This is a genomic window from Algihabitans albus (assembly GCF_003572205.1).
GTDB lineage: Bacteria > Pseudomonadota > Alphaproteobacteria > Kiloniellales > DSM-21159 > Algihabitans > Algihabitans albus.
In genome coordinates this window covers 247117-273089 of the sequence record NZ_QXNY01000004.1, presented here as the reverse complement: position 1 = coordinate 273089, position 25973 = coordinate 247117, and the positions used below count along the sequence as shown (strand labels likewise).

General features: G+C 64.3%; 31 protein-coding genes. 11 read left to right on the top strand and 20 right to left on the bottom strand.

Annotated features, from left to right (window positions below; all coding sequences use genetic code 11):
* Positions 1 to 110: 110 nt before the first annotated feature.
* Complete coding sequence (locus DBZ32_RS11400; RefSeq protein ID WP_119167282.1) at positions 111 to 653, top strand: response regulator; 543 nt, start codon at positions 111 to 113, stop codon at positions 651 to 653.
* 121 nt (positions 654 to 774) lie between these two features.
* Here DBZ32_RS11400 and DBZ32_RS11395 read toward each other — a convergent pair whose 3' ends face one another.
* The 5 genes from DBZ32_RS11395 to DBZ32_RS11375 form a co-directional block, all read right to left on the bottom strand.
* Positions 775 to 1974 (bottom strand): phosphoglycerate kinase, encoded by a 1200-nt coding sequence (locus DBZ32_RS11395; protein ID WP_119167759.1) that lies wholly within the window; start codon positions 1972 to 1974, stop codon positions 775 to 777.
* A 227-nt stretch (positions 1975 to 2201) separates the two neighbouring features.
* Positions 2202 to 3239 carry an endonuclease/exonuclease/phosphatase family protein gene (locus tag DBZ32_RS11390; protein ID WP_119167281.1) on the bottom strand — a complete coding sequence of 346 codons (1038 nt, stop codon included), beginning with the start codon at positions 3237 to 3239 and terminating at the stop codon, positions 2202 to 2204.
* Positions 3240 to 3384: 145 nt separating this feature from the next.
* Positions 3385 to 4038, bottom strand: coding sequence for a GNAT family N-acetyltransferase (locus DBZ32_RS22465; RefSeq protein ID WP_119167280.1), 654 nt, complete (start codon positions 4036 to 4038; stop codon positions 3385 to 3387).
* 134 nt (positions 4039 to 4172) lie between these two features.
* On the bottom strand, positions 4173 to 4982 hold the full coding sequence (locus DBZ32_RS11380; RefSeq protein WP_119167279.1) for a M48 family metallopeptidase: 810 nt from the start codon (positions 4980 to 4982) through the stop codon (positions 4173 to 4175).
* Between the two features lie 54 nt (positions 4983 to 5036).
* Positions 5037 to 5801, bottom strand: a complete 765-nt coding sequence (locus DBZ32_RS11375) for a creatininase family protein (protein ID WP_119167278.1) — start codon at positions 5799 to 5801, stop codon at positions 5037 to 5039.
* 89 nt (positions 5802 to 5890) lie between these two features.
* Here DBZ32_RS11375 and DBZ32_RS11370 point away from each other — a divergent pair, with 89 nt between their 5' ends.
* Positions 5891 to 6307: an EVE domain-containing protein gene (locus DBZ32_RS11370; protein WP_119167277.1), complete on the top strand. Its 417-nt coding sequence runs from the start codon at positions 5891 to 5893 to the stop codon at positions 6305 to 6307.
* 10 nt (positions 6308 to 6317) lie between these two features.
* Here DBZ32_RS11370 and DBZ32_RS11365 read toward each other — a convergent pair whose 3' ends face one another.
* Positions 6318 to 7475, bottom strand: a complete 1158-nt coding sequence (locus DBZ32_RS11365; RefSeq protein ID WP_119167276.1) for an AAA family ATPase — start codon at positions 7473 to 7475, stop codon at positions 6318 to 6320.
* A 111-nt stretch (positions 7476 to 7586) separates the two neighbouring features.
* Between DBZ32_RS11365 and DBZ32_RS11360 the strand changes: the two genes are divergently transcribed.
* The 6 genes from DBZ32_RS11360 (at position 7587) to DBZ32_RS11335 (ending at position 13660) form a co-directional block, all read left to right on the top strand.
* Positions 7587 to 7973 (top strand): Rieske (2Fe-2S) protein, encoded by a 387-nt coding sequence (locus DBZ32_RS11360; RefSeq protein ID WP_119167275.1) that lies wholly within the window; start codon positions 7587 to 7589, stop codon positions 7971 to 7973.
* 178 nt (positions 7974 to 8151) lie between these two features.
* On the top strand, positions 8152 to 10089 hold the full coding sequence (gene acs / locus DBZ32_RS11355; RefSeq protein ID WP_119167274.1) for an acetate--CoA ligase: 1938 nt from the start codon (positions 8152 to 8154) through the stop codon (positions 10087 to 10089).
* Positions 10090 to 10640: 551 nt separating this feature from the next.
* Positions 10641 to 10862: a hypothetical protein gene (locus DBZ32_RS11350; RefSeq protein ID WP_119167273.1), complete on the top strand. Its 222-nt coding sequence runs from the start codon at positions 10641 to 10643 to the stop codon at positions 10860 to 10862.
* A 36-nt stretch (positions 10863 to 10898) separates the two neighbouring features.
* Positions 10899 to 11267 carry a hypothetical protein gene (locus tag DBZ32_RS11345; RefSeq protein ID WP_119167272.1) on the top strand — a complete coding sequence of 123 codons (369 nt, stop codon included), beginning with the start codon at positions 10899 to 10901 and terminating at the stop codon, positions 11265 to 11267.
* The gene (locus DBZ32_RS11340) at positions 11264 to 12352 is read left to right on the top strand and encodes a sulfotransferase (protein ID WP_119167271.1); all 1089 of its coding nucleotides are present in this window, start codon (positions 11264 to 11266) and stop codon (positions 12350 to 12352) included. Before DBZ32_RS11345 ends, DBZ32_RS11340 begins: the two co-directional genes overlap by 4 nt.
* Positions 12353 to 12364: 12 nt before the next feature.
* Complete coding sequence (locus DBZ32_RS11335; RefSeq protein WP_119167270.1) at positions 12365 to 13660, top strand: arylsulfotransferase family protein; 1296 nt, start codon at positions 12365 to 12367, stop codon at positions 13658 to 13660.
* 16 nt (positions 13661 to 13676) lie between these two features.
* Here the strand turns inward: DBZ32_RS11335 and DBZ32_RS11330 are convergent, their stop codons facing one another.
* The 12 genes from DBZ32_RS11330 to DBZ32_RS11275 form a co-directional block, all read right to left on the bottom strand.
* Positions 13677 to 13997 carry a phosphoribosyl-ATP diphosphatase gene (locus DBZ32_RS11330; RefSeq protein WP_119167269.1) on the bottom strand — a complete coding sequence of 107 codons (321 nt, stop codon included), beginning with the start codon at positions 13995 to 13997 and terminating at the stop codon, positions 13677 to 13679.
* Positions 13994 to 14839, bottom strand: coding sequence for an imidazole glycerol phosphate synthase subunit HisF (gene hisF / locus DBZ32_RS11325; RefSeq protein ID WP_119167268.1), 846 nt, complete (start codon positions 14837 to 14839; stop codon positions 13994 to 13996). Before hisF ends, DBZ32_RS11330 begins: the two co-directional genes overlap by 4 nt.
* Positions 14836 to 15585: a 1-(5-phosphoribosyl)-5-[(5-phosphoribosylamino)methylideneamino]imidazole-4-carboxamide isomerase gene (hisA, locus tag DBZ32_RS11320; protein WP_119167267.1), complete on the bottom strand. Its 750-nt coding sequence runs from the start codon at positions 15583 to 15585 to the stop codon at positions 14836 to 14838. Before hisA ends, hisF begins: the two co-directional genes overlap by 4 nt.
* Complete coding sequence (locus tag DBZ32_RS11315) at positions 15582 to 16133, bottom strand: GNAT family N-acetyltransferase (protein WP_119167266.1); 552 nt, start codon at positions 16131 to 16133, stop codon at positions 15582 to 15584. The genes hisA and DBZ32_RS11315 overlap by 4 nt, the downstream gene beginning before the upstream one ends.
* Positions 16134 to 16140: 7 nt before the next feature.
* Positions 16141 to 16785, bottom strand: coding sequence for an imidazole glycerol phosphate synthase subunit HisH (hisH, locus tag DBZ32_RS11310; protein ID WP_119167265.1), 645 nt, complete (start codon positions 16783 to 16785; stop codon positions 16141 to 16143).
* A gap of 62 nt (positions 16786 to 16847) precedes the next feature.
* Positions 16848 to 17435, bottom strand: coding sequence for an imidazoleglycerol-phosphate dehydratase HisB (gene hisB, locus DBZ32_RS11305; protein WP_119167264.1), 588 nt, complete (start codon positions 17433 to 17435; stop codon positions 16848 to 16850).
* Between the two features lie 180 nt (positions 17436 to 17615).
* Entirely contained in the window at positions 17616 to 17825 is a 210-nt protein-coding gene (locus DBZ32_RS11300) for a cold-shock protein (protein WP_119167263.1), read from the bottom strand.
* A 272-nt stretch (positions 17826 to 18097) separates the two neighbouring features.
* A complete protein-coding gene (locus DBZ32_RS11295; protein ID WP_119167262.1) occupies positions 18098 to 18307 on the bottom strand; it encodes a cold-shock protein in 210 nt (69 codons plus the stop codon).
* Positions 18308 to 18542: 235 nt separating this feature from the next.
* Entirely contained in the window at positions 18543 to 18908 is a 366-nt protein-coding gene (locus DBZ32_RS11290; RefSeq protein WP_235830199.1) for a DUF2927 domain-containing protein, read from the bottom strand.
* A 52-nt stretch (positions 18909 to 18960) separates the two neighbouring features.
* Complete coding sequence (locus DBZ32_RS11285; RefSeq protein WP_119167260.1) at positions 18961 to 19266, bottom strand: hypothetical protein; 306 nt, start codon at positions 19264 to 19266, stop codon at positions 18961 to 18963.
* Positions 19267 to 19500: 234 nt separating this feature from the next.
* Complete coding sequence (locus tag DBZ32_RS11280; RefSeq protein WP_119167259.1) at positions 19501 to 21033, bottom strand: YifB family Mg chelatase-like AAA ATPase; 1533 nt, start codon at positions 21031 to 21033, stop codon at positions 19501 to 19503.
* A 161-nt stretch (positions 21034 to 21194) separates the two neighbouring features.
* Complete coding sequence (locus DBZ32_RS11275) at positions 21195 to 21656, bottom strand: EF-hand domain-containing protein (protein WP_162906724.1); 462 nt, start codon at positions 21654 to 21656, stop codon at positions 21195 to 21197.
* 236 nt (positions 21657 to 21892) lie between these two features.
* Here DBZ32_RS11275 and DBZ32_RS11270 point away from each other — a divergent pair, with 236 nt between their 5' ends.
* Both DBZ32_RS11270 and DBZ32_RS22460 read left to right on the top strand, forming a co-directional pair.
* Positions 21893 to 22648, top strand: a complete 756-nt coding sequence (locus DBZ32_RS11270; protein WP_119167257.1) for a response regulator — start codon at positions 21893 to 21895, stop codon at positions 22646 to 22648.
* Positions 22645 to 24024, top strand: coding sequence for a sensor histidine kinase (locus DBZ32_RS22460; protein WP_119167256.1), 1380 nt, complete (start codon positions 22645 to 22647; stop codon positions 24022 to 24024). Before DBZ32_RS11270 ends, DBZ32_RS22460 begins: the two co-directional genes overlap by 4 nt.
* Here the strand turns inward: DBZ32_RS22460 and DBZ32_RS11260 are convergent.
* Positions 24021 to 24602, bottom strand: a complete 582-nt coding sequence (locus DBZ32_RS11260; protein ID WP_119167255.1) for a uracil-DNA glycosylase family protein — start codon at positions 24600 to 24602, stop codon at positions 24021 to 24023. The two genes, DBZ32_RS22460 and DBZ32_RS11260, sit on opposite strands and share 4 nt — an antisense overlap.
* On the bottom strand, positions 24599 to 25342 hold the full coding sequence (gene cobB / locus DBZ32_RS11255) for a Sir2 family NAD+-dependent deacetylase (RefSeq protein WP_119167254.1): 744 nt from the start codon (positions 25340 to 25342) through the stop codon (positions 24599 to 24601). The genes DBZ32_RS11260 and cobB overlap by 4 nt, the downstream gene beginning before the upstream one ends.
* A 105-nt stretch (positions 25343 to 25447) precedes the next feature.
* On the opposite strand from cobB, the gene DBZ32_RS11250 reads away from it, so the two are divergent.
* Entirely contained in the window at positions 25448 to 25963 is a 516-nt protein-coding gene (locus DBZ32_RS11250) for a low molecular weight protein-tyrosine-phosphatase (RefSeq protein WP_235830148.1), read from the top strand.
* The last annotated feature ends 10 nt before the right edge of the window (positions 25964 to 25973 follow it).

The following is a 25973-nucleotide window of genomic DNA, read 5'->3' as shown; positions in this document are numbered from 1 at the left end:
CGCGCAGGGGATGAAACCCTGAGGTCTGTAACCTTACCACACTCTTACCTTGTTTCCGTAATCTGGAAAATGTACAGTTCGGAGATGGTTCTTTGCAAGGAGACATTCAAATGAATAAGATTGTATTTGTCGTAGATGATGTAGAAACAGATCGAGAATTAGTTGCAGATAACTTGATTAAGAGTGGATTTTCTGTCGTAAAATTTTCAAATGGTGAAGAAGCCGTTCGCGCTGTTGAAACCGTAAAGCCCGTCGCTGTTGTATCCGACATCTTTATGCCCAAGCTGGGGGGGCTCGAGATGATCCGATTACTTCGCCGAAAAGGTTATTGTGGACTGATTGTTGCGATGTCAAGTGGTGGGAATTTCAATGGGTTTGATGCGATTAAATATGCAATTGTATTGGGTGCTGATTTGGGCATTAGAAAACCGATAAATATTAAAAAAATCGGAGCCCTTATTTCTGTTGAAATCGAAAGAGCATCTTTTAAAAATGGAATTAACAATTTGGATTTTCTAAATACACCGCAATTTGCCAAAGAATTTTCGCGTTTAGCTATTAATTCGAAAGATATAGCCCGAAGATATTGGAGCTCTTTCGTCAGGACAAATCTGATCACCTCTCACAGGGCGATATGCCAGGCGAAGAACTGAAATTCCCGCAAAAATTGCACATATGTGAATCTTGTGAATCTCTACCGTTTAGACAGATTTCTCCCATTGCTCGCAAGCAGTGTGGAGCAGGCGAATGGAATGCCAAAGCCTGCCCGGGATCCTAAGCTGCGTCTTCCAAGGCTTTGACGCCGGGCAGGGTTTTGCCTTCGAGCCATTCCAGGAACGCGCCGCCTGCCGTAGACACGTAGGAGAAGTGTTCGAGTGCTTTGGCGTTCGCCAGAGCTGAGACTGTATCGCCGCCGCCGGCGACGGTGAGCAGTCGCCCTGCCCGACTGTAGTCGGCCACTGCCCTCGCGACGAGATTGGTTCCGCTGTCGAAGGGGGGAACCTCGAAAGCGCCGAGCGGGCCGTTCCAGACGACCGTCTTACAGCTTCCCAGGCGCTTGACGATATGTTCGGCGGTTGCCGGGCCGATGTCCAAGATCATGCGGTCGGCCGGGACGTCCTTGACCGAGACAGTGTCGTGGACCGCATTGGCGGTCAGGCTTTTCGCCACCAGAGCATCTGTCGGCAGCAGGATGTCGCAGTCGTTGGCTTTGGCGATCTTGACGATCTCCGTCACGGTGTCTGCCATTTCCGTCTCGCAAAGTGAGGTGCCGACATCGACGCCCAGGGCATGCAAAAAGGTATTGGCCATGCCGCCTCCGACCACGAGAAGCTGCACCTTGCCGACCAGATTGCCGAGCAGGTCGAGCTTCGTCGAAACCTTGGCGCCTCCGACAATTGCGGCGACCGGGCGCTCGGGTCGTTCCAAGGCCTTGGACAGCGCCTCCAACTCCTGCTGCATCAGACGGCCCGCGGCGGCCGGCAGCCGGCGAGCCAGCCCGTCGACCGAGGCATGGGCGCGATGCGCCGCCGAGAAAGCGTCGTCGATATAGAGATCGCCGAGATCGGCCAGGCTGTCGGCGAAATCGGGCCCGTTGGCTTCCTCGCCGGCGTGGAAGCGAAGGTTCTCGAGCAGGAGAACTTCGCCGGGCGCGAGTTTATTCACCGCATCCTTGGCGGTCCGACCGACGCAGTCCTCCGCGAAAGCCACCGGACGATTCAGCACTCCGGCCGCGGCTTCCGCCACCGGCCTCAGCGACATCTCCGGATCGGCTTTGCCTTTCGGGCGGCCGAAGTGGGCGAGCAGCACCACTTTGGCGCCACGCCCGACCAGATCGTCGACCGTCTGCTTGGAGCGTAAAATCCGGGTCGTATCGGTGATGCGGCCGTCGCGCAGCGGCACGTTGTAGTCGACGCGGACCAAGGCCGTCTTGCCGGAAACCTGCAGGTCGTCGATCGTCTTGAAGCTGGGCATGCGGTCCCGCCTGTTGTTGAGATGAACGCGAAGGAACTTGCGCCAGCGCAAGGCTGACAATTCAGCGGCAGTGATACTCGATCTTGCGCCTCTGCGCCAAGGCGCCACAGGATGAAGGCCCTGGTAGGCCGATGGCGTGTTTGAGCGCGCTGTCTCTAAAACTCTTGCCGGACTGGTTGCAGAGGTCGGCAGTCGAACTGCTGGCCGGGAGAAATCGTCGAGAACCGCTAGAGCTCAAGAGTGACGCTCTGGGGGCGATGATCGCTCGGCAGCTTCTCGCGCTCGCCCGGCAGGTCCTCCCGAACCTGGGCGTTGAAGACGTCATGCTCGATCAGGCCGGTTGATGCGCGTGTGCCGGCGTTCCAGTAGAGGCTCGCCGACAGGAGGATATGGTCCAGCAGAATCTTGCGGTCCTCCACTTCCTCGATGAAGTCGTCGAAGATCGCCGTCCAATTCAGGTCCTTCGGCATATCGTCGACGAAGCCGTGACGCAACATGCGGGGCGGAATGTAGGGCGAGCCGGCGAGAGTGTTCGCCAGGCCATGGGTCAGATAGCGCTTCTCGAAGTAGTCGAACCCGGGACCGTCGTTGAAGTCGCCGATTAGGGCGAGGGCCGCTTGTTCGTCTTGCGCGAAGCTGAGATCGAGGTACTCGCGCACGCGCATGGCTTCGGCCGAGATCCGTTGTCGCGCCTGCAGCGCCTCGCGCACATACTCGTCTCGACGCAGGGGATCGCGCCATAGCCGCTCACCCTGATGGACATACTTCGACTTGGCATGCAGGTTGATCAGACGCAGCTCGCGCCCCGAAGAGGTCATGATCTTCAGCACAAGCGGCGGACGGGTGAAGCCGTAGCTGTCGAGCACCAGGTCGCGATCGACGTCGACCTCCCAATCTGCCTCGAAATCCAAGCCCAGCTCTTGAGTGATGCGAAAGACATCGGCGACGGCGTCGCTGCTGCGTTTGATGAGGGTATAGAGTTTCTGTTGCCCCGCGCCGGCCGGCCCTTCGACGGCGTAGCGGTCGCCGAGAAACTGGGTGATGAAAAGCACCATCTCGCTCTTGCGGCTCGGCCCCTCCTGCAGAGCCACGATGTCTGCATTCATGGCCTCGATCACCGCAGCGACACGTATACAGAGACCGGGCAGGTCGCTTACTCCGCCGACCTCCTCGGAGCGGCGAAGCTGTGGGGCTCCGGCATTGTCAGCCGTGAACCAGCGGTTCATCCATTCGACGTTCCAGTTGGCGATCTTGAGCGTCGGCACGGTTCACCTCCTGAGTTTTGGGCAACGCGGAGGGCAATGCTATCCCAGAGAGATAACGGTGCGGTGACGATGGGTGAGAAGCCGTTGCGACAACTTCCGGACGCCCTTCTCGGTCCTTTGTCTCGTCCGCCGGAGAGACGAAAACTCACAGCGCTTTGAGCAGCAGAACCCACTCGCCGGTCGGACCGTCCGGCCAGGGCACAAGCGGACGCCTCGCGGTCTCTATATATCCATGACGCAAATAAAGCGCGAAGGCACCGAGATTGCTGGAGTCGACGATGAGGCTCATTTGTGCGGCACCAGTCTCTCGCGCCTTCTCTTCGGCCAGGTCGAGCAGCCGGCTGCCAAGGCCCCGGCGCTGGAAGGCCGGCAGCACCGCCAGCACGTTGACGTACCAGGAGCCCGGCGCTCCGGCTGCGGTCACCGCAGCCTCTGCCTCGGCCTCCAACTCCACCAAGGGCCGAACGGTCGCCGGTAGCTCGGCCAGATCCCCGGCCTCGAAGGGCGCGTCCTGGCGGTAACCGACCAGCATGCCGGCAACTTCCGGCGCCGCTCCGGGCGCCAGCGGCGCCTCGATCACGACGGCGTTGCGATAGGAAAACCCGCCGGTCTCCCGCCGGGCCCGCTCGATCCCGGCGTCCAGGGCGGTCTGCCCAGTTTCGGCCGACGCGGCCCAGAGATGCAGCGGCAGCCCCTCGCCCGCGAGGTTCGCCAGTTCGACGAGCAAGGGCGCATCGTCCGGGCGTGCCGGGCGCGCAGAGGGTGTGGAGCCCGTGCCGCCTAATTCCGTCCGTGTCATTCCTATTCCGCGTTTGGTCCGCCGCGTTGCCCAAGGCGCTTGTCCGGCTGGGCAAGCGATGACCTTAAGATAGAGAACGTCGGGTCCTGAAGCTGTGACGGATTTCACGGCCGCCGCCGCGTGCCAAATCCGATCTAGCCGCCGTAGCGCAGCAACTCCGCGCCATGCCGCCGGAGCCAACTCTTGGTCCAGCCGGGCTCATCGCTTAGCGCCTCGCAGAGGCGCCAGAAGGCGGGGGAGTGGTCGAGGTGAACCAAATGAGCGACTTCGTGGGCGACCACGTAGTCGAGCACCGGAAGGGGAGCGAAAACCAGGCGCCAGGAAAAGTTGAGGTCGCCGCGCTGCGAACAGCTTCCCCAGCGGCTGCGGGTGTCGCGCAAGGTTATGCGACCCAAGCGCCGGCCTTGGGGCTGGATCTTTCGCGCGGCCTTACCGTCCGGCGAGATGTCGCGGTCGACAAGCTTTGCTGCCTTGGCACGAGCCCGGCTGGTAATTTCGCGGCGTGCCTCGGTCTTCAGATGGTCCGTGATGCGGCGCGCGAGATGCTCCGCCGCCCCGCCAACCCAGAGAATACCTTTGTCCTTCCAGGGCGGCCGCCGGCTCCAGGGCGCGTGCTTGACCAAGTGCTCTTCGCCCAGGATCGGCAAGAGCGCGCCGTCGGTGAAGGGCAGGGGCGCGGGCAGACGTTTGAGACGGGCCGCGATCCAACCGCGGCTGCGGTCCACGAAAGCCAGACCCTCCGACAAGGCCACGCCCGACGGAAGGGTGAGAGACAGCCCGTCACCGCCGTCGGCCGCCGTGCCGGGTGCCAGGCGCAGGATGATGCGGCGTGCACGCGCATTGACGCGCACCGCGATCGGCACCGTGCGGCCATCGATCTCGACGGTTGGCGGCGCGGCAACCGGTGGGGGCGCCGTCTTCAGCAAGGCCTGGATTCGACTCATAGCAGTGGAATCTTATCAGGAGCGCTCGGAGTCGCGCAGGCCTTGCCATTGCGCTTAGCCGGATGCCGCGAAACTCCGCCAGTCCTCCGAGAGAGTCCTGACGGCCGTCTCATAAAGCTTTCGACCCTTCTCGACGCTGGCCAGGGTGGGGTCGCTGCCCATGCGGCCGTCCGGGAACTTGCGTCGGTAATCGGCGGCGTCGGTGAAGCCACCGCTGGGCGCCACTCTTGGGCTCATCTCGGCCGCGCCCCGTTCGGCCCGCTGCGCCTCCTCCGGGTAACCGTAATAGGTCAGAGAGATCTCCGAAGCGGTGGCGTGTTGGCCGTCGCTGCCGCCGAACAGTTGCTTTGCCAGGGCCTGGACGTCCCGATGGTCCCACCAGTTGCGCAGGCGACAGGTGAGCGCCGGGCGGTTTGTTGGCGCGGCGCCCAGGCTGGCCTGCGCATAGACCTCCGAGAAGGCGGCCGAAACCGTGGCGATGTTTCCGCCGTGGCCGTTCAGGAAGTAGAAGCGGTCGAAACCATGGCGGGCGAGCGAGTTGATCCAGTCCTGCAGTACGGCGATCAGGGTCGAAGGCCGCAGCGTCATGGATCCGGCGAAGCCCAGGTGATGTTGCGCCATGCCGACGGAGACCGTAGGGGCAACCAGAGCGCCGGTCTGCTCGGCGATGCCGCCCGCCAAGATTTCGGGGCAGAGCGCATCGGTACCGACGAAGCCGGTCGGGCCGTGCTGCTCGGTCGAGCCGATCGGGATCAGGATGGCGGTCGAGGTCTTGAGGTAGGCCTCGACCTCCGGCCAGGTGGAAAGTTGCAGTTTCATGAGGACTCCTCGATGGGCGGGCCCTCTAGGCTAGCGCCGCAGCAGCGCTTTTGCTATCCGCAGTGCGAACGATAAGCAGGGAGTGCGTCATGGCCTATTGGCTGATGAAGAGCGAACCGGGCACCTGGTCCTGGGACGATCAGGTTGCCGCCGGCACCGACCATTGGGATGGCGTGCGCAACTACCAGGCCAGTAACAACCTGAAAGCCATGAAGCTGGGCGATCGAGCTTTTTTCTATCATTCGGTCAACGAGAAGCGGATCGTCGGTATCGTCGAGGTGGCGCGCGAGTACTACCCCGACCCCACCGACGCGTCCGGCCGCTTCGGCATGGTCGACGTCACGGCGGTCAAGCCGGTAGCGCGGCCGGTGACGCTTGCCGAGATCAAGGGGGAGCCCAAGCTCGCGGAGCTTCCGCTGCTCAAGCAGTCGCGCCTCTCGGTCATGCCAATTCCAGACGAGGCTTGGCGCCTGATCTGCTCCCTGGCGGAGACCGATCCCGATTGAGCCGTCCGGGCTAGCGCTTCGGCCAGGTCCAAGGTGGACTCTCCGCAGTTCCGATTAGCGTTTCCCCCAAGCCCTTCCTGAGTTCGTAGCCGGTGCAGTGGCCGTGTTGCTTGAGGGCGTTGACGAGAGGAGCTGCATGAGAAACGACGATGATCTGAGACCGCTTCGAGGTCTTGGCGATTAGCCGCGCCAGCGGCTCCAGAAGAACCGGGTGCAGACTCGTTTCGGGCTCGTTCAAGACCATCAACGGAGGTGGTCGCGGGGTAAGAAGGGCCACCACGAGCAGCAGATATCGCAGCGTTCCGTCCGAAAGCTCGGCGGCTCGCAAGGGCCGCAGCAGTCCATGCTGACGCATGACGATCTCGAAGAGGCCGTCGGTTACCGTCACCTCCACCGAACTGTCTGGAAAGGCATCCTCGATAGCGTCGTGCAACGCTTGAGGATCGCCGATCTCAAGAATGGTCTGAAGCGCTGCGGCGGCATCGGCACCATGAGAGGCTAGAACGGGTGTTCTCGTTCCGACCTGCGGGAAGCGTACCGGGGCTTCCAGATCGGTTCTGAAGTGATCGTAAAAACGCCAGGACCGCATGCGTTCTCGCAGCGCGAGGAGCTCCGGAGCGCCGCGCGGGTCCGACGCGTGGGTCATCATGCTTTCGAAGCTCGGCAGGCTGGTCAGAACGTTTCGGCGTATGCCCGCCTCGTCCACGACAGTGACGCTCGGCCCGTTGCGCTGCGCGAGCAAGTTGGTGCGTTTGAGATGTTCGCCGACCCAAAGGGCTTCGGTTTTGATTTCGGGATCGTAGTTGAACAGAGAGCGGCCAGCGCGGAACGGCAGGCCCAAATCGATCGCATAGCCATAATCGCTGTCCGCGAAGCCCAGTTTCAGACTGACCCGTTCGCGCCTTACCGTTCCTTGAATGGCGACGTCGCCCGTCTTCATGCCGCGAGAGAAGGCTTCCGGTCCTGCCCAGAGCGTCGATTGCAATCCGCCCTCCAGGGCGAGAGCTCCGATGGCCTGCCCTTGCGCAACATCCGCCAATAGGCGCACGGCCTTGTAGAGGCTCGACTTGCCACTCCCGTTGGGTCCGGTGATGACCGTCAGCTGTTCGAGCGGAATCACGAGATCCCGCAGGGAGCGGTAACCGGAAACTGCGAGGGTCAGGACCATGGGCGGTTCGTTTGATCCTGTTGCTGTGTCGGATCTCCGTACTTGCACAAAGAACACCAAAACGCTTCAAACCGCTATAGTTGCTGCCTGGACCGAGACCACCGAGGCGTTATGGCCGCTCCCCCACTTAGTCGTTTGCGAGAGCTGCCGCTCCGCCTTTGCCGTCTGACGGAGATCGAGGATGGCGAGGGCAAGTCGCTGCAGGTGCATGATCGCTCGGGTCCGCGCGAACTGGTGCTGCTGCGCGACGGCGCGACCGTGTACGGCTACCTGAACAGCTGCCCGCACCTGGGGGTGCCGCTGGAGATGGTGCCGGACCGCTTCATGAACGCCGCCGGCACCCACGCGATCTGCCGCACCCACGGGGCGCTTTTCGAGCCCGCGACCGGGTACTGCATCTCCGGTCCCTGTGCCGGACAGTCGCTGACGGCCATCGATGTCGAACTGGATGACGAGGGATGGTTGCTGCTGACCGCGCCCTTGCCCGCCAGCGGTTAGGCGCTCTTGTCCGCTTCCGACGATTAGCTTGTACGCCTACGGTCCGCGACCCGCTGTTGTTAACCGGAGTGCTTTTCTGGAATAGTCGATGCCGCAGCGAAGTCTATTTCCAGTTGGGGGCGGCAAGACCAACGACCGCGCCCCTGAAATGAGCAGAGCAAAGGGAGCGCGACCGCAGATGAGCAGTACTTACCCTGTACCCGACGAGTTTGCCGAGACGGCCTGGATCGACGCCGCCGGCTATCAGAGGATGTACGAACAATCGGTCGCCGACCCGGAAGGCTTTTGGGGCGAGCAGGGCAAGCGTATCCATTGGTTCAAACCTTACGATGCGGTCAAGGACGTCTCCTACGGACCGGGCGAGGTGAAGATCCGGTGGTTCCACGACGGGACCACCAACGTCGCCTACAACTGCATCGACCGGCACCTCGACACCAAGAAGAACGACACGGCGATCGTCTGGGAAGGCGACAGCCCCAGCGAGCACAAGCACATCACCTACGGCGAGCTCTACGAGGAGGTCTGCCGTCTGGCCAACGTCCTGAAGGCCAACGGTGTGCAGAAGGGTGATCGCGTCACGCTCTATCTGCCGATGATTCCCGAGGCCGCCTACGCCATGCTGGCCTGCGCGCGGATCGGCGCGATCCATTCCGTGGTCTTCGGCGGTTTCTCGCCGGATGCCCTGGCCGGCCGCATCCAGGACTGCGGGTCGACCTTCGTAATCACCGCCGACGAGGGCCTGCGCGGCGGTCGCAAGGTGCCGTTGAAGGCTAATACCGACAAGGCGCTGGAGTCCTGTCCCGACGTGAAGACCGTGCTGGTGGTGCGCCGCACCGGCGGCTCGATCACTTGGGCAGACGGCCGCGACCTCTGGTACCACGAGGAACTGGGCAAGGTTTCCGACGACTGCCCGGCCGAGGAGATGGCGGCGGAGGATCCGCTCTTCATCCTCTACACCTCCGGCTCGACCGGTCAGCCGAAGGGCGTGCTGCATACCAGCGGAGGCTATCTGGTCTATGCCTCCATGACCCACCAGTACGTCTTCGACTATCACGACGGCGAGGTCTACTGGTGCACCGCCGACGTCGGTTGGGTCACCGGGCACAGCTACATCGTCTACGGTCCGCTGGCCAACGGCGCCACCACCTTGATGTTCGAAGGCGTGCCCAACTACCCGGATGCGTCGCGCATGTGGGAAATCTGCGACAAACACAAGGTCAATATCTTCTATACGGCGCCGACTGCCATCCGCGCCTTGATGCGCGAGGGCGAACAGCCGGTAAAGAAGACCAAACGCACGTCCCTGCGGTTGCTCGGATCGGTCGGCGAGCCGATCAACCCGGAAGCCTGGCTGTGGTACCACAACGTGGTCGGCGAAGGACGCTGCCCCATCGTCGATACCTGGTGGCAGACGGAGACGGGCGGCATCCTGATCACGCCGCTGCCGGGCGCGACGCCCCTGAAGCCCGGCTCCGCCACTCGGCCCTTCTTCGGTATCAAACCCGTGATCGTCGATGCCGAGGGCAAGCATCTCGAGGGCGCGACCGAAGGCAACCTTTGCATCGCCGACTCCTGGCCGGGGCAGATGCGCACCGTCTATGGAGATCACGACCGTTTCGTACAGACCTACTTCTCGACCTATCCCGGCAAGTACTTTACCGGCGATGGCTGCCGTCGGGATGAGGACGGCTACTATTGGATCACCGGCCGGGTTGACGATGTGATCAACGTCTCGGGTCATCGTATGGGTACTGCGGAGGTTGAATCCGCTCTGGTCGCCCATGCAAAAGTGGCGGAGGCTGCAGTGGTCGGTTACCCGCACGACCTCAAGGGGCAGGGTATCTACGCCTACGTCACGCTCGTGGCCGGCGAGGAGCCGGAGGAGGCGCTGCGCAAGGAGCTGGTGCAGTGGGTGCGGCGCGAAATCGGTCCGATCGCCAGCCCGGACCTGATTCAGTGGGCGCCGGGCCTGCCTAAAACCCGCTCCGGCAAGATCATGCGGCGCATCCTCCGCAAGATCGCCGAGAACGACTACTCCAACCTCGGAGACACCTCGACGCTCGCCGATCCGGGTGTGGTCGACGATCTTGTCGCCAATCGCATGAACCGTGCCTAGTATCTGAAGGGATCTGCCGGCTGGCGCCCCACGGTCTCGTGGGGTGCCAGTCCTTCGGTTTCCCGGGTGGAACCGGAGAGCAGATTTGAGACAAAAGGTGGCTTCGCTCCCTCGTCCGAGTTGGGGCCGTCTCCAGGCTTCTAGACCTGTTCCGGCGAGCGTAGGGGCTGCGGCCACAGCTGTGGCCCGACAGGGAGGTCGGAAGTCCCCTGGGCTTGTCTCCTAAAGGCAACTCGCTCAAGTACTATCAGTGCCGCGCGAGCTTCGGGTCGCGACGCCCCTCCATTCTGCTGCCGAGCCTTGGTTTGCTCGCGGTCGAACGATCACACCCGCCGCTCAGTCATACCGTTGCACCAGAGATGTCTCGGCAACGTTCCATCTCCTTTGCCACATATTACAGGCCACGGTCTCCACAATCGTTCCGCGCAGTCCGTGGCGCATGGCAGGCCGTCGCCGGCTTGTCCGAAATCGGATAAAATACAGATAGTCGGAGGTTCGTTGCGATGAAGGGATGGAGACACGATAGCCGCAGTCTTTGGCGGCACGCAGTCTTGAGCGGCGCACTCCTTCTCTCCAGCGCCACGCCGGCGCTGGCTTACATCGGTCCCGGCGGAGGACTCTCCGCACTGGGAGCGATTCTTGCCCTCTTCGCGGCAGCGGGCCTGGCGTTGGTCGGCTTCGTCTGGTTTCCCATCAAACGGATGCGGGCTGCCCGCCACAAGGCCCGGCAGCAGCACGCCGGTGCAAGCGACGGGCCGGGGCACAAAAACTGATAACTCCGCTCCTCCGCCGATGAGAGCGATGCCCCGATGACGATTGTTTTTCTCCTGCTGGGGATCCTGGCATTCGCCCTGATTCTGCGCTGGCTCGGGCTTGGCGCGGTCGTCGCGCACAGCGGGCAGCGTTTGCGCAGCGTGACCGGCCTGCTTCAATCGGCAGAGGTCGACGATGCCGAAAAGGAAGCGGCTGCCCGCACGGCCGCCGTCGCTCTGATGGGAACCTTCATGGCGATTCTTTGGCGTTCCTCTTTGGCGCTGGGTGCGGCGCTCTTCTGCGTCTGGCTCGGTTTTGCCTTTGGATTGTATCGCCTGGACGAGGCCGCGACGTTGGCCATCGATCCACTGTTTCTCGGACTGGCCGTCGCCGTCTCCGTGATCGCCTTGGTGATACGCCGATGACCTCTGCCGAACGCTACAGTGGCGTCGATCGACTGCTGCATCGCCTTGCCTTCTCAGGCTTTCCTCTACAGCTCGCGCTTGCGGACATGGAGGATCGCTTTTTCGCTGCGGACCTTGCCGAGGGTCCGCCGGAACGGCCGATTCTCATCGCCGGCCTGCCGCGCGCCGGTACGACACATTTGCTGAACGTTCTTGCCGCGTCCGAAGAGTTGGCAACAAACAGCTATCGCGACATGCCCTTTGTGCTGGCACCGCTTCTCTGGGATCGCTTCTCCCGCCCTTTTCGCAAGACCAATGCACTTCGTGAGCGTCCGCATGGCGACGGCATGGCCGTTGGATACGACAGTCCCGAGGCTTTCGAAGAGACGGTATGGCTGACCTTCTGGCCCGACAAATACGGCGAGGATCATATCGCTCGTTGGACGGCGGAAGACCGAGATCCGGAGTTCGAAGTCTTCTTCGCCCGGCAAATGCGCAAAGTTATTGCCCTGCGTACACGCGGTGAGCAGGACGGTGCTCCGCGACGCTATCTGTCGAAGAACAATTCCAATATCGCCCGGCTGGAACTCCTGCCCGCTCTCTTTCCGGACTGCCGCATCCTCATTCCCTTTCGCGACCCTCTGTCTCACAGCCAGTCTCTCTATCGTCAACATCGACGCTTTCAGGAGATTCATGCGGAAGACCCCTTCGCCCGGCGCTACATGGCAGCACTCGGGCACTTCGAGTTTGGTGCCGATCTCAAGCCAATCGCCTTCGACTCGCTGTCGGGTTCTCCCGATGATCCTCTTTTCTGGCTGAGCTACTGGGTCTCGGTGCATCGAGCTTTCGCGGCGCTCGACAGTGAAACCATCGTCTTCATCGACTATGCGGACCTCTGTCGGGATCCGCTGCGGACGGTCGAGCGCTTGGCCGACAGTGTGGGAGTCGACTGCTCGGCTGCGATGCGGAGTGAAGTCGAACGTGCGCATGCGCCGTCCCAATACGACCTGCCCGGCGATCCCGCTTTCGAAGCTCTGCTGCCCTCGGCACAGGCGCTTTACGAAGACCTCAAACGCAAGGCTTGTACCTTGTCACCAATTCAATAGGGGCGTTGAACCATGGCCGAGCGCCTCTCTTACATCGTTTTTCTCCTATCGCTTGCGATCTTGGCCTTTTGCGCGGGCTTCTTCGTCGCTTTCCGCCAACTCCCACCGACCAGCCTGGTTGCCCAGCTTTATGAGGACTCGCTCGATCTTTTCCGGAACTGGCGGCACGACCTGGGGATTGAGCCCACACTTCTGTTGGTCGAAGCGCCGGTACCGGGCGCCGAGCCGACAAACAGTCTCAACCCAGAGCGCATGATGCCGGGCCTGCGTCTGGTCTCCGAGCTGACGCCGGGACGGCAAGCTCTCGCGGGACTGCGCTTGATCGACCCCGAGGGCGCCGAACTCCACTACTGGCCGGTCGACTACGCGATTCTGGCGCCCGAGGGCGAGAGTCCCAATCGTGTCTTTCTGCATGGGGTCGTACCGCTTGAAGATGGTTCGATCGTCGTCAACTTCGACAACGGCGGCGTTCTGGCTCGCCTCGACAGCTGCGGCGATCCGCAATGGGTGCTCGACGGAAATTTCCACCACGTCGTCAGCAACTCCGGACGGGATACGGTTTGGACCTGGCAAGCCGTGCCGGATTCGGACGGGGTCGAGCGAAAGAGCGACCGCGAGTACATGGTAGAGGTCGAAACGGAAACCGGGCTGCCAATCCGCCGTATCTCCTTGGAGGACGATGTCATTCTGCCGCACGGCCTTCAAGGTCGCTTTGCCATACGTGGGGAGGAGCGTGCCAATGTCGTCGACTTCGGCTTCGATCCGTTCCATCCGAACGACGTCGAAGAACTCTCGGAGGAACTGGCGCCCGCTTTCCCTCTTTTTGACGCGGGCGATCTTCTCATCAGCCTGAGATCGCTGAACATGGTCGCGGTTCTCGACCCGGAAAGCGGTGAACTGAAATGGTCCCGGATCGGGCCCTGGCATCGGCAGCACGATCCGGACTTCCTGCCGGACGGCACGATCTCCGTCTACGACAACGCGATGGGGACCGGGCGTTCCGCAATCCTGCGGGTGGATCCGGAAACCGACGAGGTCTGGAGCACCTTCGAAGGCGACCCACCAGAGAGTTTCTATTCCTATCGGCGCGGCCGGCATCAGGTTCTCGAAAACGGCAATATCCTGATCGTCGAAAGCGAGGCCGGCCGCGTCCTGGAGACGGCGCCGGACGGAGAAGTGGTCTGGATCTACAACAACCGTTTCGATGAGAATCGCAATGGTCTCATCAACGAAGCTTTCCTGCTCAACTACAGCTTCTTCGCCGACGGTCTGCCGAGTTGTGTGCGCGAGACTGAGGAGACTCCCTAAAGCGCGATCGTCAGTCCTACTTCCGCGCGGCCTTCTCCGATAGGCCGCTAGTCCCCGCGCGCTTCGCCAGCTTGGACCAGACGTCCGCCGGATCGAGACCGCTGGCGGTCCAGAGCACCAGCAAATGGTAGAGCAGATCGGCGCTCTCCGCCGCCAAGGCCGCGCGATCGCCGCGCATCGCCTCGATCACCGTCTCCACCGCTTCCTCGCCGACCTTCTGGGCGATCTTGGGGACGCCCTTTGCCAGAAGTTTCGCCGTATAGGACTCGCTGGGGTCCGCCTGTTTGCGCGCGGCAATGGTTTCGAGCAGACGCTCCAGAACGGCGGCGTCGCTCATACCTTTACCCCCTCCGACATCGCCAAGTCCTGCGGCTCTCCGGAAAGCTCGGTCGGCCGGACCGGTAGGCCGGCCTCGGCCAAGGCCTGTTTGGCTTCTTCAATAGAGATTTCGCCGAAATGGAAAATGCTGGCGGCCAGCACGGCCGTCGCGTGTCCGTCGCGCAGTCCTTCGACCAGATGCGCGGAGGTTCCGGCGCCACCGGAGGCGATGACCGGGACGGGCACGGCATCGGCCACGGCCTGAGTCAGTTCGATATCGAACCCCGACTTGGTACCGTCGCGGTCCATCGAGGTCAGCAAAATCTCCCCGGCGCCGGCTTCGACCATCCGCCTGGCCCAGGCGACGGCATCCAGGCCGCGCGGCCGGCGGCCCCCGTGCGTGAAGACTTCGAAGCCGCTTGGAATTTCGGCACGCCGGTTTCCGTCCTCACCCGGCTCGGCCCGCTTGGCGTCGATTGCCACCACGATGCATTGGCTGCCGAATTTCTCGGCGGCCTGCCGCACGAAGTCGGGTGTTTCGACCGCGGCCGTGTTGATCGAGACCTTGTCGGCGCCGGCCAGCAGAAGTTCGCGGATGTCCTCCAGGCGCCGCACGCCGCCGCCGACGGTCAACGGCATGAAGCATTGCTCGGCCGTCGCCCGCACCACCTCCAGGATGATGCCGCGCTTCTCGTGACTGGCCGTGATGTCGAGGAAACAGAGTTCGTCCGCTCCGGCCGCGTCGTAGATCTTCGCCTGCTCGACCGGGTCGCCGGCATCGCGTAGGCCCACGAAGTTCACGCCCTTGACCACCCGCCCGTCCTTGACGTCCAGGCAGGGGATGATGCGCAGCTTCATCATGGGCTGATTCCATCCTCCGGCGAACCGGCCAGAAGATCCAGAGCCTGAGCCGGATCGATCCGCCCATCGTAGAGCGCGCGGCCGCAGACCACGCCGGCGACACCGATCTCTTCCAGCGGCATCAGGGCGGCCAGATCGTCGATCGAAGCGACTCCTCCAGACGCGATAACCGGAATTCGCACCGCTTCGGCGAGGGCTGAAGTCGCCTCCAGATTCACCCCTTCGAGCGCGCCGTCCCGATCCACGTCGGTGTAGAGCAGTGCTGTCACGCCGGCGTCCTCGAAGGACCTGCCGAGATCGACGGCCGTCGTCTCGCTGACCTCGGACCAGCCCTCGACCGCGACGCGGCCGCCACGGGCATCGACCGCGACCACGATCCGGCCAGGGAAGCGCTTGGCGGCCGCGCGGACCAGGGCCGGGTCCTTGATCGCGACCGTGCCGAGAATCACCCGAGTCACGCCCAGTTCCAGCCAGCGCTCGATCGTCGCCATGTCGCGGATGCCGCCGCCGAGCTGTACCGGCAGGCGTGTCGCCCACAAAATGTTCTGCACCGCGTCGGCGTTCACCGGCCGTCCCTCGAAGGCGCCGTTGAGATCGACGATATGCAGCCACTCGAATCCGGCAGTGGCGAAGGCTTCGGCCTGAGCGGCCGGATCGTCGTTGAAAACCGTGGCGGCCTCCATCTCGCCGCGCAGCAGCCGAACGGCTTTGCCGTCCTTCAGATCGATGGCGGGAAACAAGATCATGGCGTCACGGCGTCCGGATCGAGGTCTCGGTAGTAGTAGAACCCTGTCACCCAGCGTCCGTCGACCCAGGCATAACGCGGATTACTCCCCCAGCGTCGAAAGCCGAGCTGCTCGTAGACGTGGATCGCGCGCTCTTGGGTTTCGCGAACGTCCAGCTGCAGGACTTCCAACCCTGTCTCGCGGGCGGTCTTGGCCACGCGCTCGATCAGCTGTACCGCAAGGCCGTAGCCGCGTGACCAGGGCGCGAGGAAAAAGGTGCTGAGTGTTCCGACGGTCGCGCCGGCCTCGTTGTTTCGCGTCGGGCGTACCAGCTGAGCCGAACCGCCGATCGTTCCGTCCAACCGGGCGACGAAGAGGTCGCGTTCGGGAACCACCAGGATTCCTTTCCAGTAGGACTCCATCATCTGCCGCGGCGGCGGCGTCAGCCACCCGAAGCCGCCGCCGTCGACGATTGCCGCTTCCGCGGCGTCGCAGAGGTCGTGCAGGTCGGTGCCTAGAATTTCGGTCAGACGCTCGACCTTGCGGGGGACGCTTTGGTCTTCAGGCATGACGGATTTAGGGACTCCAAGCCAGGAAGTTGGCGAGCAGGCGTAGGCCGGTGGCCTGGCTCTTCTCAGGGTGAAATTGCGTGCCGATCAGAGTGTCGCGACCAACCGTAGCGGTCACCGGTCCGCCGTAGTCCACGGTAGCCAGAACTTGAGACGGATGTGCGGCCTCCAGGTGGTAGCTGTGAACGAAGTAGGCATGGGCGCCGACTGGAAGTCCGTCCAGTACCGGATGCGCCCTTTCCCCGAGGATCAACTCGTTCCAGCCCATCTGCGGGATTTTCAGTGCGGGCTCCTTCGGCGACAGCTTGACCACGTCACCCGCGATCCAGTCGAAGCCCTTGTGACAGCCATGCTCCAGGCCGCGGCTGGCGAAGAGCTGCATGCCGACGCAGATGCCGAGGAAGGGCCGGGCACGAGCACCCACGGCCTCCTCAAGCGCGTCCGCCATGCCGGGAATGGCCAGCAGGCCGGCCCGACAGTCGCCGAAGGCGCCGACGCCCGGCAAGACGATCCGGTCGGCCGCCGCCACCTCTTCCGGCGCACCCGTGACCGCGATCTCGCGGTCGAGACCGGTTTCGCGGGCCGCCCGCTCGAGCGCCTTGGCGGCGGAGCGCAGGTTCCCCGATCCGTAGTCGACGATGGCAACAGTCATGGCGAATCTGAAACCAAACCTGGCTGAGGGCCGAAGCCGAAGAGGCGCATGAGGGACAAGCCCTACAGAAGGCCCTTGGTCGACGGCACCTGGTCGGCCTTGCGGGTGTCGATCTCGAGGGCCTTGCGCAAAGCCCGCGCCAGCCCCTTGTAGCAGGACTCCACGATATGGTGGTTGTTGAGGCCATAGAGGGTTTCGACGTGCAAGGTCATCCCGGCATGCTGGGCGAAGGCCTGGAACCACTCGCGGAACAGCTCGGTATCCATCTCGCCGAGCTTGTCGCGCGTGAAGTCGACCTTCCAAATCAGGTAAGGCCGGTTGGAGAGGTCGAGCGCCACGCGGGTCAGGGTCTCGTCCATGGGGATCATCGCGTCGCCGTAGCGCACGATACCCTTACGGTCGGCCAAGGCCTCCGCGACCGCCTGGCCCAGTGCGATGCCGCTGTCCTCGGTTGTGTGGTGACCGTCGATATGCAGGTCGCCCTCGACGGTCAGCTCGATGTCGATCAGGCTATGACGCGAGAGTTGCTCGATCATATGGTCCAGAAAGCCGAGGCCGGTCGAGACCTTATAGCTCCCGCTCCCGTCTAGATTGACGGCGGCCGAGATCTTGGTTTCGCTGGTCGAGCGGTCCACCTGGGCGCGGCGCATGGAATTCCCCTTGGTGTGAAGGCCGGGGTTGTAGCAACCCCGCTCGCCTATTTCCAGGGCCGACGACGATCCCGATGCATGCCTCGGACTCCCGCCAGGCTGATCCGCGATGCAGAAACGACGAAGGCCCCCCGGTTTCCCGGAGGGCCTCGCCGATCGTTTCGACCTGAAGTTCGACGCTTAGCCGACGACCTTCAGATCTTCTGCGGCGGCTTTGCCATTGCGGCCCTGCTGCAGCTCGTAAGAGACCTTCTGCCCCTCGTTGAGGGTCGAAAGGCCGGCGCGCTCCACTGCGGAGATGTGCACGAAGGCATCTGCGCCGCCGTTGTCCGGTTCGATGAAACCGAAACCCTTAGTGGGGTTGAACCACTTGACCGTACCGGTCGCCATTGTCTGTATCCTCTCGTCGTGTCTTCCGATCCGGGGTCGCCGACCTGCGAACCCCGGTTGCAGTCGCAGTCTGGTCGTGAGTCGTGCGACGGCCTTTGGAAGGGACGAAGCGTAGCGACAACGAAACAAGCGCAACTGACGGTGTGAATGTGCGACTCACTCGATCTCTTTGCAAGTGATTGCGCCGAGCGGCCTGGAGAGGCCGCAACGAAAAAGGCCCCCCGGAGAACCGGGAGGCCTTCTCGTGATCGACTAAGTCGCAGATGCGGACGTTAGTCGACGATCTTCAGGTCCTCGGCTGCGGACTTGCCGTTGCGGCCCTGCTGCAGCTCGTAAGAGACCTTCTGCCCCTCGTTGAGGGTCGAAAGGCCGGCCCGCTCGACGGCCGAAATATGCACGAAGGCATCCGCGCCGCCGTTGTCCGGCTGAATGAAACCGAAACCCTTGGTCGGGTTAAACCACTTGACCGTACCGGTCGCCATTATCTGTATCCTCGTCATCGGATCCAAAGTTCCAGGGCGGCGGTGTTGCCGGCCCCGGTCGCAGTCGCAGTCTGGTCGTAAAGTCGTGCGACGGCCTTTGGAACGGACGAAGCTTGGCGACAACGAAACGATAGCAACTGACGCTATTAATGTGCGCTACCCTTGCCCGCGTTGCAAGGGAGCTCTCGGTTCGGTCCGCGACGATGACGGTCTGCCGCCGAGTGTCGGGCAATCCTCACGGTTGCGGTTCCGTTCCCGCGCGATCTTCCGCAAACCAGGCTCCGACAGCTGTCAGCGCCTGATTTCGCCGCATTCCGGACCGCAGGTCTTCGTCGTAGAGGGCGCGGATGATCGCGCGGTCCGTTTCCGTTGGCGTCGAACTGCGCATGTCGTCCGAAAAGATCGAAGGCAGCCCCGGTAGGTCGTTGTTTATGCCGATCGCACGAGAAACTTCCTCGACGATGCAGGTCCGCTTCTTCGTCGGAGACAGGTCGTTCCGGATGTAGACCCAGGCTTTAAAGATCTTCGGCACCTCGGTCCTGTACTGGAGCACGGCTCCATCGTAGAAAATCGCACCCGGGCGAACTCTGGAGTCTATCAAGGTCAAGCAGGACGCCGGCTCCGACGCGGCTCGGTCGGCCGGCTGGTCGTCGTTATTGGTGACGAGGGGCCGTGTTCGATGGCCGGCGGCCGTCGCCGAAATGGACTTCTATGTTGGCGGCGGCTGGATCCGCAACCTCGACGAAGTCCCGTCCCGTCAAGCTTGACAGGAGTCGCGCGACGGTGCGGACTTGCTCCGCCTCTTCGCTGTTCCTCGGAGCGTTACTGGCGAAGGTCAGCTCCTTTTCTTCCCAACGTAACAGATGATCCAGGTCCCGGCCGTCTTCCGAGGAAAAGATCAGCCGGTCGAAGATCGCGATGAACTGCTCGGCCGTCAGATCGCCATAGGCTGAAGGCATTTCCCGGAAGTCGGCGCTCCTGGGGCGATCCGAAGCCTGTCCCAAGAACCCGTTGTGGAAAGCAACGCCGGTGAGACCCGCGAAGATGAGTGGGAACAGGACCCAGGCCAGCCGACTGGGGCGTTCGGTGATCCACTCTAGACGTCCAGGCGGTTTTCGGACGACCCTAGGAATCTCTAAGTCCTCCCCAACAGACCTCTATCCTTTTCGAACGTGGCCGGAGCCACGTCTGCGTCACCGTCCCGGCACCATGCGGCGATAGGACAGCGCTTCGGCGATATGCGGGCGTTGGACGGAGGTTTCGCCGTCCAGGTCGGCGAGCGTGCGGGCGACGCGCAGCACCCTGTGATAGCCGCGGGCGGAAAGGCTCAGGCGCTCAGCGGCCTGGGTCAGCAGCTCCCGGCCGGGGCCGTCTGGGGCCGCGACGCTTTCCAGCAACTGGCCGTCCGCCTCGGCGTTGTGGCGCGGGGGCTTCTCCACGGTTCCGGCTTCGGCGGCCTCGGCGTAGCGCTTCGTCTGACGCGCGCGGGCGGCGGCGACTCTGGCCGCGACGGCTTCGCTACCCTCGGCGGGCGGCGGCAGCGTCAGGTCGGCGGCCGAGAGGGCCGGAACCTCCACCGTCAGATCGATGCGGTCGAACAGCGGCCCGGAAATCTTCGATTGGTAGTCCCGGGCGCAACGCGGTGCGCGGCTGCAGGCCTGCGCAGGGTCGTCCAGGTGGCCGCAGCGGCAGGGATTCATCGCCGCGACGAGCTGAAACCGGGCCGGGTAGCTGACGTGGGCGTTGGCGCGGGCGATCGCGACCTGCCCGGTCTCCAGAGGTTGCCGCAGGGATTCCAGAGCGTTGCGATTGAACTCCGGGAGTTCGTCGAGGAACAGAACGCCCAGGTGGGCCAGCGAAATCTCGCCCGGTCTGGCACGCAGGCCGCCGCCGACCAGCGCTGGCAGGGAGGCCGAGTGATGGGGGTCGCGGAAGGGGCGGCGGCGCAGCAGCTTGCCCTCCTCCAGAGTTCCGGCCACCGAGTGGATCATGGAGACTTCCAGCGCCTCGGCCGGCGCCAGCGGCGGCAGAAGGCCGGCCAAACGTGCGGCAAGCATTGACTTGCCGGAGCCCGGTGGGCCCATCATCAGCAGGTTGTGACTGCCGGCCGCGGCGATCTCCAGGGCGCGCTTGGCGGTCTCCTGCCCCTTGATGTCCATCAGATCCGGACCGCCTCCGGCCAGGGACTGGGCGGCCGGATCCGGCGGGCGCAGCACCTGGGTGCCCTTGAAGTGGTTGACCAGGGCCAGCAGCGTTTCGGGCGCCAGAACCTCGATCCCCTCGGCCCAGGCCGCTTCGCCTCCCTGACTGGCCGGGCAGATCAAACCCTTGTCGAGGGCCGAAGCGTGGATCGCGGCCGGCAGCACGCCGGCGGCCTTGGCGATGCGACCGTCCAGCGCCAGCTCGCCCAGCGCCACGTACTCCGCGATCTCGCCGGCCGGCAGCACTTCCATGGCCGCCAGAAGGCCGAGGGCGATCGGCAGGTCGAAGTGGCTGCCTTCCTTCAGCAGGTCGGCAGGAGCCAGATTGACGACGATGCGCTTGGCCGGAAGGCCAAGGCCGATGGCATGCAGCGCCGACTTGACCCGCTCCCGGCTTTCGGCGACCGCCTTGTCCGGCAAGCCGACGACGGAAAAGGCCGGCAATCCGGGGCTGATCTGCACCTGGACGTCGACCTCGACCACCTCGACGCCCAGAAAGGCGACGGTACTGACCCGCGCAACCACTCCGTCGGACGCCCTATGCTTGTGTCTGACTGCTCATCGGCTATCAGGAATAGGCGAAGCGGACTTTGAGGTCACGCGCGAAAACCCCGTGCCGAAAAGCCCTGAGGGGGCAGCCGACGGGCCACCCCCTCCACCGGGAGTTAGGATCGGGGGCAGGAAACCTAATCCCGGTGTCGGCGTTGACCGTGATGCTCACGGATTTCCGAGCGGGAGACGGTGCCGTCCTCGTCGGCATCGAACCTCCCGAACATGCGGTCGAGTGGCTGGTCGAACTCGGCAGCCGTGATCCGGCCGTCGCCGTCGGCGTCCAGGCTCTGGAAGCGGTCGACCATGCGCTCGCGGACCATCGCCAGCCAAACAGCCTCGAACTCGGCCAGTTCAAGAGCGCCATCGCCGTTGGCATCTCCATCGCCGAAACGCTGGTTGCGATATTCGGTCAGCTCGGCTCGGGTGACCTGGCCGTCGCCGTCCAGATCGACGCGCTCGAACATCTGCATCATGTGGCCGCCCCGCCCGCCATGGCCGCCTCCATAGCCGCGATCTGCCGAAGCGCCGCCGACGGCCGCCAGCACCAGGCCGGTTACCAACAGGCAGCCGAGCAGAATTTTCGTTTGAAGTTGCATCTTGCGGTCCTTTTCCTTCGTTGTGCCCTTCGCCGGTCCCGTCATCGGTTCCGGACGCAGTCATCGCGTCGATCCCGGTTGACGAACGGGCGATGTGTTGAACCTAGGCGCCGGCTGTCGCAGAGGTTTGTCCGGAGTGGAGGAAAGAGTCGCAAAGCATGGCAAGCCCCGGGCTTGCGACAAAGCGTTACAAATTCGCCGCGCGGAGCGGCGTCTCCGACGGCAGAATGACCCCTATGGACGATAGCCCGCACATCCTGGTGGTCGACGATCACCGTGAGATCCGCGACGCCCTGGCGAAGTATCTCGCCAAGCAGGGCTATCGCGTGACCGTCGCGGAGTCGGCCGCGGCGGCCCGGCGCAGCCTGGAGGTGGCGGCCATCGATCTGGCGGTGATCGACATCATGATGCCGGGGGAAGATGGTCTCAGCCTGACCCGTGACCTTCGGGCGAAGGGCGACCTGCCGGTCGTGCTGCTGACGGCCGTGGCGGAGGAGACGGACCGTATCGTCGGGCTGGAGCTGGGCGCCGACGACTATGTGACCAAACCCTTCAATCCCCGTGAGCTGCTGGCCCGGATCAAGGCCGTGCTGCGCCGCGCCCAAAGCCTGCCCCCTCAACATCCCGTCGTTCGCACCGAGGCCGGCCGCACTGGAGGCGAACGCCTGCGCTTCGCCGACTGGATTCTGGACTTCGACCGGCGCGAGCTGTTGCGCAGCGACGGGACGGCGGTTCCTCTGTCGACCGGCGAATTCCTGCTGCTTGGCGTCTTCCTACGTCATCCGCGTCGCGTGCTCAGCCGCGATCAGTTGCTCGACCTGACGCGCGGGCGGGCGGCGCAGCCCTTCGACCGGGCGGTCGACAATCAGATCAGCCGCTTGCGCCGCAAGATCGAAGCCGATCCGAAACAGCCCAATCTCATCGTCACCCATTGGGGCGGGGGCTATGCCCTTGCCGCCGACGTAGCGCCGGCCGAAGGGGCTCCGTCGTGAGCCGCAGCGGCTTCAGGGTCGGTGGCCACCGGGTCAAGCTCTGGCCGGAAAGCCTGGCCGGACAACTCATCGCGCTCTTGCTGGTCGCCCTGGTCGGCAGCCAACTTCTCGCCGGGCTTTTGTTCTTCGGCGAGCGGCGTGACGCCCTGCTGGCCGTGCAGCGCGATCACACCCTGGCACGCACCGCCTCTGTCGTACGCCTGTTGGCCGCAACGCCGCCGGATCAAGCCCAGCGGGTGCTGGAGGCCTCGTCCTCGCGTCTACTTCGCTTCCGTCTCTCACAAGGGCCGGTGCCGGAGGCCGGAAGACGTCAGGGACGGATCGAGCGGCGGCTAGCGGCGGATCTGGCTGGTTATCTCGAAGGGACGGGCGCCGGCGCCCCTCGGATTGGCCTGACCCGCCTGAACGGGCATGGCCATTATGCGCGCTTCGGGCTGACCCTGGCCGTGCCCTTGGGACCGGAATCGGAAGCTCCCTGGCTGGCCGCGAGCACCGTCGCGCCGCTGCGCCCGGCCGGCTGGGCCTGGCCGGCGGTTGCCGCCTTAATGGTCTCGGCGGCGACGATCAGCCTGGTCGTCGTTCTGATGGTGCGGCGGGTCACGCGCCCGCTGCGCCGACTGGCCGATGCCGCCGAGGCCTTCGGCCGGGGCGAGCCGGGGGCACCGCTGGAGGTCGAGGGACCGGTCGAGGCCCGCCGCACCGTGGCTGCCTTCAACGAGATGCGCGCCCGCATCCGCCGTTTCGTCGATGACCGCCTACGTCTGCTGGCGGCAGTCAGCCACGATCTGCGCACGCCGATCACCGCGCTGCGTCTGCGCGCCGAACTGATCGAAGAGACCGAGACCCGCGAGAAGATGCTCGAGACCCTGGAAGAACTGCAGCGCATGGTCGAGGCGACCCTCAGCTTCGCGCGGGAAGAGTCGACGCGAGAGCCGACTCGGCGTGTCGATCTGGCGGCTCTGGTCGAGGCGCTGGTGGCCGACTTCGCCGAACTGGGCCGGCCGGTGTCCTATCGCGGACCGGAGAGCCTGACCGCCGAGCTGCGCCCCGACGCTCTGCGGAGGGCGCTCCGCAATCTGGTCGATAATGCTCTGACCTACGGCGAGACGGCCGAGGTCACTCTGGTCCGGACCGAGGAGGGGACGGAGATTCACGTCGACGACAGCGGTCCCGGTATCCCCCCGGAACAGCGCGAGCGGGTCTTCGAACCTTTTCAGCGTTTGGAGAGCTCGCGCAGTCGGGAGACCGGCGGGGTCGGTCTGGGCCTTGCGATCGCCCGTTCCGTCGTGCGCGGCCACGGCGGCGACCTGACGCTGCACACCGCCCCTGGCGGCGGCCTCCGCGCGACCCTGAGCTTGCCGAAAACGGCAGCCTAAAGCAGCGCTTCGACGCGGCGGCGCAGCTCCGGCAGGATCTCGGCCTCTAACCAGGGATTGCGCTTCAGCCAGGCCGTGTTGCGCCAGCTCGGGTGCGGCAGCGGCAGAAAGTCCGGGCCGTAATCGCGCCAGGCCCGCACTGTCTCGGTCAGGGTCTTCTTGCGTGCGGGACCGAGGTAGCGAGCTTGGGCGTACTGTCCGACCAGCAAGGTCAGTTCAAGCCTGGGCAAGAGCGGACGGAGGCGCGGGTGCCAGGTCGGCGCGCAGATCTTCTTCGGCGGCTTGTCGGCGCCGCGCGCGTCCTGGCCGGGGTAGCAGAGCCCCATGGGCAGAATGGCCAGGCGGGTTGCGTCGTAGAAGGTTTCGCGGTCGATCCCCAGCCAGGCCCGCAGGCGATCCCCCGAAGGATCGTTGAAGGGGATGCCGCTGGCGTGGACTCGCGTGCCGGGTGCCTGCCCCACGACCATCAGGCGCGCACTCCGGCCGGCCTGCAGGACGGGGCGCGGCCCGAGCGGCAACTCCGCCGCGCATAGCCGGCAGGCCCTTGCTTCGGCGAGGGCCGTCTCCAGGGCGCTCATCCCGCGACGCCGGTCTCTGCCAAGACCTCCTCGACCCAAAGCGGGACCAACTCGCTGGCCGGGCCGTAGCGTTTCTCGGCGAAGAGCGTGGCGCCTTCGCTCGGCTCAAGGTTCAGCTCCAGGGTATGGGCGCCGGCCTCGCGTGCCTCCGCCACGAAGCCGGCGGCCGGGTAGACGTTGCCCGAGGTGCCGATCGACACGAAGAGATCGCAGTCGGCCAGGGCGCCATAGATGCGCTCCATCTCCAGCGGCATCTCACCGAACCAGACCACATGCGGGCGCAGTTGGCCGGTGGAGCTGCAGCGGGAACACCGGCTGGCGCTGTCGATGTCGGCCGTCCAGACACTGTCGGCCCGACAGGCCAGGCAGCGGGCCCGCAAAAGCTCACCATGCATGTGCAGAACCGGGCCGGCGCCACCGCGTTCGTGCAGATCGTCGATGTTCTGCGTGACCAGCAGCATCTCCTCACCGAGCGCCCGGTGCAGTCGGCCCAAAGCCCGATGCGCCAGGTTCGGCTTGACCGCCTGGTCCTGTAGCTGACGCCGACGGGCGTTGTAGAAGGCCTGCACCTTGACGGGGTCGCGGCGGAAACCCTCGGGCGTCGCCACCTCCTCCAGACTGACCTGCGACCAGATGCCGTCGGCGTCGCGGAAGGTGTCCAGTCCGCTTTCCTTGGAGATTCCGGCGCCGGTCAGCACCACGATTCGCTTGCTCGAGGACGTGACGGATGAAGAAGTCATGGGGCAGGGTGTCTTGCCGGGCGATCGCTTGTCCACTCTCGGGTTGTCCTCATCTTGGAGCTCTGCGATATGACCGGCGGCAATCCGCAGCTAAGAGGAAATGACGTGAGCGATCCGCGCGATGAGGTTGGACGCCAGGGGCAACCGCAAAGTCTGCTGTTCGTCTGCAGCGGCAACATCTGCCGCTCGCCCAGCGCCGAGGGTGTGATGCGCAAGCTGCTGGACGATGCCGGTTTGACCCAGGTGCGGACCGGCTCGGTCGGCACCGGCGGCTGGCATGTCGGCGATCCGCCGGACAAGCGGGCCCGCGACGCCGCCGCCCGGCGCGGCTACGACCTCTCGGCCCTGCGAGCGGAGCAATTGGCCGATTGGCATTTCCAGGACTTCGACCGGCTCTATGCCATGGACCTGGGCCACCTGCGCCACATGCGGGCCCGGGTGCCGGCGACGCTCAGATCCCGGGTGCGGCTCTATCTGCATCCGCTCGACCCGGAGGCCGCAGGCGGGCGGGAAGTGCCCGATCCCTACTACGGCGATCTCTCCGGTTTCGAAGACGCGCTGGACATCGTCGAGGCGGGCGCGCGCGAGATCCTGACGGCCTTGCAGGGCGGCCGCCTGTGACGCCGGTTCC

Bases quoted from the DNA above. Each gene is read 5' to 3' on its own strand.
- DBZ32_RS11400 (WP_119167282.1), top strand. From the start codon at position 111: ATGAATAAGATTGTATTTGTCGTAGATGATGTAGAAACAGATCGAGAA.
- DBZ32_RS11395 (WP_119167759.1), bottom strand. From the start codon at position 1,974: ATGCCCAGCTTCAAGACGATCGACGACCTGCAGGTTTCCGGCAAGACG.
- DBZ32_RS22465 (WP_119167280.1), bottom strand. From the start codon at position 4,038: ATGACACGGACGGAATTAGGCGGCACGGGCTCCACACCCTCTGCGCGC.
- DBZ32_RS11380 (WP_119167279.1), bottom strand. From the start codon at position 4,982: ATGAGTCGAATCCAGGCCTTGCTGAAGACGGCGCCCCCACCGGTTGCC.
- DBZ32_RS11375 (WP_119167278.1), bottom strand. From the start codon at position 5,801: ATGAAACTGCAACTTTCCACCTGGCCGGAGGTCGAGGCCTACCTCAAG.
- DBZ32_RS11370 (WP_119167277.1), top strand. From the start codon at position 5,891: ATGGCCTATTGGCTGATGAAGAGCGAACCGGGCACCTGGTCCTGGGAC.
- DBZ32_RS11365 (WP_119167276.1), bottom strand. From the start codon at position 7,475: ATGGTCCTGACCCTCGCAGTTTCCGGTTACCGCTCCCTGCGGGATCTC.
- DBZ32_RS11360 (WP_119167275.1), top strand. From the start codon at position 7,587: ATGGCCGCTCCCCCACTTAGTCGTTTGCGAGAGCTGCCGCTCCGCCTT.
- acs (WP_119167274.1), top strand. From the start codon at position 8,152: ATGAGCAGTACTTACCCTGTACCCGACGAGTTTGCCGAGACGGCCTGG.
- DBZ32_RS11345 (WP_119167272.1), top strand. From the start codon at position 10,899: ATGACGATTGTTTTTCTCCTGCTGGGGATCCTGGCATTCGCCCTGATT.
- DBZ32_RS11340 (WP_119167271.1), top strand. From the start codon at position 11,264: ATGACCTCTGCCGAACGCTACAGTGGCGTCGATCGACTGCTGCATCGC.
- DBZ32_RS11335 (WP_119167270.1), top strand. From the start codon at position 12,365: ATGGCCGAGCGCCTCTCTTACATCGTTTTTCTCCTATCGCTTGCGATC.
- DBZ32_RS11330 (WP_119167269.1), bottom strand. From the start codon at position 13,997: ATGAGCGACGCCGCCGTTCTGGAGCGTCTGCTCGAAACCATTGCCGCG.
- hisF (WP_119167268.1), bottom strand. From the start codon at position 14,839: ATGATGAAGCTGCGCATCATCCCCTGCCTGGACGTCAAGGACGGGCGG.
- hisA (WP_119167267.1), bottom strand. From the start codon at position 15,585: ATGATCTTGTTTCCCGCCATCGATCTGAAGGACGGCAAAGCCGTTCGG.
- DBZ32_RS11315 (WP_119167266.1), bottom strand. From the start codon at position 16,133: ATGCCTGAAGACCAAAGCGTCCCCCGCAAGGTCGAGCGTCTGACCGAA.
- hisH (WP_119167265.1), bottom strand. From the start codon at position 16,785: ATGACTGTTGCCATCGTCGACTACGGATCGGGGAACCTGCGCTCCGCC.
- hisB (WP_119167264.1), bottom strand. From the start codon at position 17,435: ATGCGCCGCGCCCAGGTGGACCGCTCGACCAGCGAAACCAAGATCTCG.
- DBZ32_RS11300 (WP_119167263.1), bottom strand. From the start codon at position 17,825: ATGGCGACCGGTACGGTCAAGTGGTTCAACCCCACTAAGGGTTTCGGT.
- DBZ32_RS11295 (WP_119167262.1), bottom strand. From the start codon at position 18,307: ATGGCGACCGGTACGGTCAAGTGGTTTAACCCGACCAAGGGTTTCGGT.
- DBZ32_RS11285 (WP_119167260.1), bottom strand. From the start codon at position 19,266: ATGCCTTCAGCCTATGGCGATCTGACGGCCGAGCAGTTCATCGCGATC.
- DBZ32_RS11275 (WP_162906724.1), bottom strand. From the start codon at position 21,656: ATGCAACTTCAAACGAAAATTCTGCTCGGCTGCCTGTTGGTAACCGGC.
- DBZ32_RS11270 (WP_119167257.1), top strand. From the start codon at position 21,893: ATGGACGATAGCCCGCACATCCTGGTGGTCGACGATCACCGTGAGATC.
- DBZ32_RS11260 (WP_119167255.1), bottom strand. From the start codon at position 24,602: ATGAGCGCCCTGGAGACGGCCCTCGCCGAAGCAAGGGCCTGCCGGCTA.
- cobB (WP_119167254.1), bottom strand. From the start codon at position 25,342: ATGACTTCTTCATCCGTCACGTCCTCGAGCAAGCGAATCGTGGTGCTG.